This is a genomic window from Intrasporangium sp. (genome assembly GCF_032907665.1).
Lineage (GTDB): Bacteria > Actinomycetota > Actinomycetes > Actinomycetales > Dermatophilaceae > Intrasporangium.
In genome coordinates this window covers 1-6,677 of sequence record NZ_JAJJPG010000163.1, presented here as the reverse complement: position 1 = coordinate 6,677, position 6,677 = coordinate 1, and the positions used below count along the sequence as shown (strand labels likewise).

The window sequence follows — 6,677 nt, the reverse complement described above, 5'->3', positions numbered from 1 at the left end:
TTCCTCATGGACGAGCCGCTGTCGAACCTCGACGCCAAGCTCCGCGTCCAGACCCGCACGCAGATCGCCTCCCTCCAGCGGCGGCTCGGCGTCACCACCGTCTACGTCACCCACGACCAGGTCGAGGCGATGACGATGGGCGACCGGGTCGCGGTCCTCAAGGACGGCGTCCTCCAGCAGGTCGACGCACCGCGCCACATGTACGACCACCCGGCCAACGTCTTCGTCGCCGGCTTCATCGGGTCCCCCGCGATGAACCTGCTCGACGCGCCGGTCGTCGAGGGCGGCGTCGACGTCGGCGGCCACGTGGTCCCCGTCGAGCGGGAGCTGCTCAAGGACGCCGGCTCGCACGTGACGCTCGGGGTTCGTCCCGAGGACGTGGAGATGGCCGGGGACAGCAAGGGCATCCCCGTCGTGGTCGATGTCGTCGAGGAGCTCGGCGCGGACGCCTACATCTACGGCGAGGCGAAGGCGAAGCAGGTCGAGTCCTCCGGCGAGGAGGCGACGGACGCACCCTTCATCGCGCGGGTCGACGGCCGGCAGCCCCCGAAGAAGGGCGAGCAGGTCTACCTTCTGCCGAAGGCCGGCCACGTCCACCTCTTCAACGCCGAGACCGGCATGCGCATCGGCGACTGAGCTCCGCTGAGGGTCCCCTCGACGGGTCGACCCGACCACACGCATCGCGTATGCCGCTGGGCCGGCACCCGCTCGCACGTCGAGGGGGTGCCGGCCCCGTCGCGTCGACGGCCCTTCGCGCGCGTGCCACGATGGGGCGGTGAGCCTCTCGATCACGACGGCCCGGCCCGAGTCGGCGGTGCTCGACCTGCCGTGGTCGACGCCGCTGGAGAGCTGGCCCGAGTCGGTCCTCGCCGCCCTCCCCCGCGGCATCTCGCGGCACGTCGTGCGCTTTGTCCGACTCGGCAGTCGGGTCCTCGCGGTCAAGGAGATCAAGGCCGACCTCGCTGACCGCGAGTACGTCATGCTGCGCAACCTTCGTCGGCTCGGCGTGCCCTGCGTCGAGCCCTTCGGGGTCGTCCACGGCCGCATCGACGCCAGCGGTGCCCCGCTCGACGCGTGCCTCGTCACCAGACATCTCCAGTTCTCCCTGCCCTACCGCGCCCTCTACAGCCAGTCCCTGCGGCCGGACACGGCGGTGCGGCTCATGGACGCCCTCGCCCTGCTCCTCGTCCGCCTGCACCTCGAAGGCTTCTGGTGGGGCGACGTCTCCTTGTCCAACACGCTCTTCCGGCGCGACGCGGGCGCCTTCGCCGCCTATCTCGTCGACGCCGAGACCGGAGAGCTCCACCAGCGGCTCTCCGACGGCCAGCGCCAGCACGACCTCGACCTCGCCCAGGTCAACATCGCCGGCGAGCTCATGGACCTCGACGCCGGCGGCTTCCTCGAGGAGCAGGCCGACCCGTTCGAGGTGGCGTCCTCGATCATCGAGCGCTACCACTCGCTGTGGGACACCCTCACCGGCACGGAACGGTTCGAGGCCGGGGACCGGTGGCGGGTCGACGAGCGCATCCGCCGGCTCAACGACCTCGGCTTCGACGTCGGCGAGCTGTCGATCACGACGGACGTGGGTGGCACCCAGATCCAGATCACCCCGAAGGTCGTCGATGCAGGCCATCACTCACGCCGGCTGCTCCGGCTCACCGGCCTCGACGTCGGCGAGAACCAGGCCCGGCGTCTGCTCAACGACCTCGATGCCTACGCTGCGGCGACCCACCGTCAGGGCGACGACGAGGAGATCGTCGCCCACGAGTGGCTCGCGAGGATCTACGAGCCGATCACCCGCGCCGTCCCTCGCGAGCTCACCAGTCGCCTCGAGCCAGCCGAGATCTTCCACGAGGTCCTCGAGCACCGCTGGTACCTGAGCGAGCGGGCGGGGCACGACATCCCCATCGACGCCGCCCTGGCGGACTACGTCTCGAGCGTCCTGCCGGGCAAGCCGATCGAGAAGTCGGTCGTCGGCGTCGACACGGTCGAGATGCCCGTCATCGCCTGGGACGACTGACCGGCGCGTCCTGCTCGCCTCCGGCCCCTGCTGCCCCGGCCGGCCCTGCTGCCTCTGCTGCACCGCCGTCGTCACGGGTCGAGAGGATCTGCCCGAAGAGGATGACGATCCAGAGGATGAAGGTCACCACGTGGACCACGGTGCACCAGCTGCAGATCGCGTGGATCTGGAACAGCTCGGCCCAGACGAGGTAGAGCGCCATCCCCAGGCCGACGGTGACCCACCCGAAGCGCACCCGGTCGAGCCACGGCTCTGGTCGTCGCCACACGGGCGGGAGCACGAGCGCGGTGAGCGCGACGAAGAAGAGGAGGCCGAGCAGGGCCACTGGAATCCCCAGGAACGTCGACCAAGCGCTCGACGTCACCTTGCCGCAGTCGATGACCTCGGTGACGGTGCAGGCGAGGGTCTCGTTGCCGGTGTAGTGCTCGAACGTCAGGTACGCAGAGACGAGCAGCCCCACGATGGAGAGGACCAACGAGGTGGGGGCGAGCCACCGGGGCCGGGAGGTCACTTCTGGACCAGGGCCGCCGCAGCCGTGACGCCCGGGCTGGTGCAGACGTCGGCCGGCTGACCCCCGGTCAGCTCGCACACCTGCGCCGAGATCATGTTGGCGCCGGCGTTGATCGACTGGCCGACCTCGCTCGTGCCGGTCTGCATCTGCGTGACGATCTCGTTCCAGCCGTCGTCACCGGTGTGCTCGAGCAGCGGCTCGAGCGGGATCCCCGAGCCGGGGAGCTCGTGGGTGCCGTAGAAGGTCCACGGGATGCCGCCCTCGGGGTTGTGCTGCTTGAAGAGGGCGTCGACGTCGGCGGGGAGCTTCTGCAGCTCGTTGAACTCCCGGTCGCGGGTCTCCCACGCGCCGAAGGAGAGGTAGTCGCTCGTGTAGGTGCTGCCGGTGAAGGTCACGGTGGGGATGTTGCCGTCGTTGGTGGCCGACCGGGTCGGCGCGAGCCCCTCGAAGGTGCCGAACCGGGACAGCGCCGCGACCATGGCCCACCGCTCCGATGCGCAGTAGGGGCAGAACTCGGCCCCGACGTAGATCATCCGCGGCTTGCCGTCCTCCTGGAGGACCTCGCCACCCTGGACCCTCTGCGGCACCGCGTTGGCCTGGGTGGGGGCCCCGGCCGCGTCGAAGGCGGCAGCCGGGATCGAGGTGAGCTTGGGGATGAAGGCCGTGTCGGATGCTCCGGGCGTCTCACCGTCGTTGTTGTTGGCGATGACGACACCGACGGCCACCGCGATGATGACGACGACGACTGCGACGGCGGCCGCGATCATCTGCTTCTGCTGCCGCTCCTTGCGTGCCTGAGCGGCGCGCATCTCGGCGGCACGCGCCGCGACCTCGGCGCGGTTGCTCTTCCCCACGAGTCACCTCGTCCTATCGATTACTACACGTCGTCGGAGACCCTAACATCCCTGAGGAACAACTTCCCGGCGACGGCTGGGGTTCCCCACAGCGGGGCCGTATGCCGCTGCGCCGGCTCCCACATGACGCCGGCTCCCAGCCCGGACGCTCGTCAGGGACGGCGCTGCCGGGAGATCTCGTAGAGCGCGACCCCGGTGGCGAGGCCGGCGTTGAGGGACTCCACCGCCGAGCTCATCGGGATGGAGACGATCTGGTCACACGTCTCCCGGACGAGCCGGGACAGGCCCTTGCCCTCGGACCCGGTGACGATGACGAGGGGCTCCTCCGCGAGGGACAGGTCCGGCAGCTCCACGTCGCCGTCCATGTCGAGGCCGAGGATGAAGAACCCCGCCTTCTTGAAGTCCTCGAGGGCCCGGGTGAGGTTGCTCGCCTTCGCCACGGGAACCCGGGCCGCGGCCCCCGCCGACGTCTTCCACGCAGAGGCGGTCATGCCCACGGACCGGCGCTCGGGCACGACGACACCGTGCCCACCGAAGGCGGCGACGGACCGGATGATGGCGCCGAGGTTGCGCGGGTCGGTGATCCCGTCGAGGGCGACGACGAGGGGGATGCCGGGCTGCTCGGGGTCGACGAGGTCCCTCGGGTCGGCGTAGTCGTAGGGCGGCACCTGGAGGGCCAGTCCTTGGTGGACCGCGCCGTCGGTGAGCCGGTCGAGCTCCCCCCGGGGCGTCTCCAGGATGGCCAGCCCCCGCTCGGTGGCGAGCTTGAGCGCCTCCTTGACCCGGTCGTCGGAGTCGATGCGGCTGGCGACGTACATCGTCGAGACCGGGATGTCCGCGCGGAGGGCCTCGACGACGGAGTTGCGGCCGGCGACGATCTCGCTCGAGCCCTTGGACCGTCGCTGCTGCCGTCCGGCTGGGCCCGAGCCGCGAGGCCCGCCCGCTGTGCCGCGCTTGGCGGCCGTCCGGGCCTTCTTGTGCGCCGGGTGGTACTCGCGGTCGACGGCCTTGGGCGTGGGGCCCTTCCCCTCGAGCCCCCGGCGGCGTTGCCCGCCGGAGCCGACCGTGGACTTCTTGCCGCCCTTGCGCACCGCGCCGCGCCGCTGGGAGTTGCCTGGCATGTCAGCCTTCCTCGTCGGTGCGGCCCGAAGGCCCGCCGGACCCGTTGGTGCGGACGAGCGACCACTCGGCCCCGGACGGGGTGTCGGTGATCGCGATCCCGACCGCCGCGAGCTCGTCCCGGATCGCGTCCGCGCGCTCGAAGTCGCGCTCCTGCCGTGCGGCCTGTCGCTCCTCGAGCCGGGCCCGCACGAGGGCGTCGAGCGCGGCCTCGGCCGTGGACCCGGTCGAGTCCCTCGACGCGCCCCAGTGCGGCGCGAGCGGGTTGACGCCGAGGACCTCGGTCATTGCAACGACGCTGGCGGCGGCGGCGAGGGCTGTCTCGTCGTCATCCTCGTCGAGCGCCACGTTGCCGGCGCGCACGGTCTCGTGGATGACGGCCAGCGCGCCGGACACTCCGAGATCGTCGTCCATCGACTCGACGAACTCGGCCGGCATGAGGGCGCGTGCCGAGGGACCGTCAGCCGGCCGTGCGATCTCGCCACGGCGAGCGGCCCGCTCGAGGAAGCCCTCGATGCGGTCGACCGCCGCTGCCGCCTCGTCGAGGGAGCCGGGGTGGTACTCGATGGTCGACCGGTAGTGCGCCGCGGTGAGGTAGTAGCGCAGCACGATCGGGCGCGTGAACTTCAGCAGCTCTCGCACCTCGAGGGCGTTGCCGAGGGACTTGCCCATCTTCTCGCCTCGGACGGTGACCCACGCGTTGTGCAGCCAGTAGCGGGCGAAGCCGAGGCCTGCCGCCCGGGACTGCGCCTGCTCGTTCTCGTGGTGCGGGAACCGCAGGTCGATGCCGCCGCCGTGGATGTCGAACTCGTCCCCGAGCCAGCGGCGCGCCATCGCGGAGCACTCGAGATGCCACCCGGGACGACCGACGCCGAAGGGGGTGGGCCACGACGCGCTCAGCGGCTCGTCTGCCTTGCGCCCTTTCCACAGGGCGAAGTCACGCGGGTCGCGCTTGCCTCTCGGGTCGGCGTCCTCGGCGGCCACCATGTCGTCGATGGACTGGTGGGAGAGGGAACCGTATTCCGGCCAGGACCGCACGTCGAAGTACACGTCGCCGGAGTCGTCCGGCGCCGGGTAGGCGTGACCCTTCTCGACGAGGGTCTCCATGAGCGTGATCATGTCGGGCACGTGGCCGGTCGCCCGCGGCTCGTAGGTCGCCGGCTTGACGCCCAACGCATCGAGAGCCTGGGACGTCAGGCGCTCGTTGCGGTAGGTCAGGGCGAACCAGTCCTCGCCCGACTCGGCCGCCTTGCGCAGCACCTTGTCGTCGATGTCGGTGACGTTGCGGATGAGGGTGACGTCGTAGTCGTGGCCGGTCTCGAGCCACCGTCGCAGCACGTCGAACGCGACGGCGAAGCGGATGTGCCCGATGTGAGGTGCGCCCTGCGTCGTGAGCCCACAGATGTACATGCCGACCTTGCCGCTGACGCGCGGGACGAACTCGCGCTGCTCACGGGTGGCGGTGTCGAACAGTTGGAGACTCACCCGCCAGAGTCTATCGAGGTGGCGCGGACCGACGCGGACGCGCTCGAGCGAGCCCAGCGGCATACGACTGCCGTATGCCGCTGGCCCGGCCGCGCCGCACGATCTGGCCTCCAGGGGGGTGTGCCTCCACGGAGATGCGTCCCAGCGGTGGCTTTCGGTGAATTTCTTCCGGCGTTAGCCACCATTGGCGCCCGAGACGCGGCAGGATCACCAGCGGACTGCGTGACGTAGTTCATAGTCGGCGTCGGGGGCGCCGGAGAACCACAAAAGGGAGAGTTCATGAGGAACAGCACGGTCGCGCGTCATCGTCGACGCGCCGTCGCTGTCGTCCCCACCATCGCACTCGCAGCCGCTGGACTGGCTGCGACGTCGATGTCTGGGGCCGCGACCGCGGCACCGGCCGACGCGCCCACCGGCGCGCCGGAGTCAAGCGGCTACTACATCAACTACGCCGCTCCGCAGGTCGAGCGGGCCTACGCCAACGACAAGGTTGTCGGCACGCTGGGCAAGGGCAAGAAGGTCGACGTCCAGGACGTCATCGCCCGCGGAGAGGCCTTCGACCAGAAGCACGCCCAGGGCAACCCCGTGGCGGCCCGCGAGCTGGCCAAGCTCGAGGCCAAGGCCATCAAGACCGGCAAGAGCCCCAAGGCGATCAAGAACCGCTACAAGGGCGCGAAGTCGACCCAGG

The 6,677-nt window shown here is 70.5% G+C and carries 6 protein-coding genes and 1 pseudogene; 3 read left to right on the top strand and 4 right to left on the bottom strand.

Annotated elements, in window-relative coordinates; all coding sequences use genetic code 11:
• Both LOY02_RS16985 and LOY02_RS16980 read left to right on the top strand, forming a co-directional pair.
• The coding region (locus tag LOY02_RS16985) for an ABC transporter ATP-binding protein (protein ID WP_317183553.1) at positions 1-636 on the top strand (636 nt) is incomplete at its 5' end.
• A 139-nt stretch (positions 637-775) separates the two neighbouring features.
• On the top strand, positions 776-2,020 hold the full coding sequence (locus LOY02_RS16980) for a DUF4032 domain-containing protein (RefSeq protein WP_317183552.1): 1,245 nt from the start codon (positions 776-778) through the stop codon (positions 2,018-2,020).
• On the opposite strand, the gene LOY02_RS16975 is transcribed toward LOY02_RS16980, so the two are convergent.
• From LOY02_RS16975 to cysS, 4 genes are all read right to left on the bottom strand, one after another.
• Positions 2,001-2,531, bottom strand: coding sequence for a vitamin K epoxide reductase family protein (locus LOY02_RS16975; RefSeq protein WP_317183551.1), 531 nt, complete (start codon positions 2,529-2,531; stop codon positions 2,001-2,003). The two genes, LOY02_RS16980 and LOY02_RS16975, sit on opposite strands and share 20 nt — an antisense overlap.
• Positions 2,528-3,385 carry a DUF929 family protein gene (locus LOY02_RS16970; RefSeq protein ID WP_317183550.1) on the bottom strand — a complete coding sequence of 286 codons (858 nt, stop codon included), beginning with the start codon at positions 3,383-3,385 and terminating at the stop codon, positions 2,528-2,530. The genes LOY02_RS16975 and LOY02_RS16970 overlap by 4 nt, the downstream gene beginning before the upstream one ends.
• Before the next feature lie 152 nt (positions 3,386-3,537).
• Positions 3,538-4,506: a 23S rRNA (guanosine(2251)-2'-O)-methyltransferase RlmB gene (rlmB, locus tag LOY02_RS16965; protein ID WP_317183549.1), complete on the bottom strand. Its 969-nt coding sequence runs from the start codon at positions 4,504-4,506 to the stop codon at positions 3,538-3,540.
• 1 nt (position 4,507) lies between these two features.
• On the bottom strand, positions 4,508-5,989 hold the full coding sequence (gene cysS / locus LOY02_RS16960) for a cysteine--tRNA ligase (RefSeq protein WP_317183548.1): 1,482 nt from the start codon (positions 5,987-5,989) through the stop codon (positions 4,508-4,510).
• Positions 5,990-6,268: 279 nt separating this feature from the next.
• Between cysS and LOY02_RS16955 the strand changes: the two are divergent.
• Positions 6,269-6,677: pseudogene (locus tag LOY02_RS16955) on the top strand (protease); the annotation flags it as partial.

Excerpts from the sequence above, each read along its gene's own strand:
- rlmB (WP_317183549.1), bottom strand. The coding sequence starts at position 4,506 with ATGCCAGGCAACTCCCAGCGGCGCGGCGCGGTGCGCAAGGGCGGCAAG.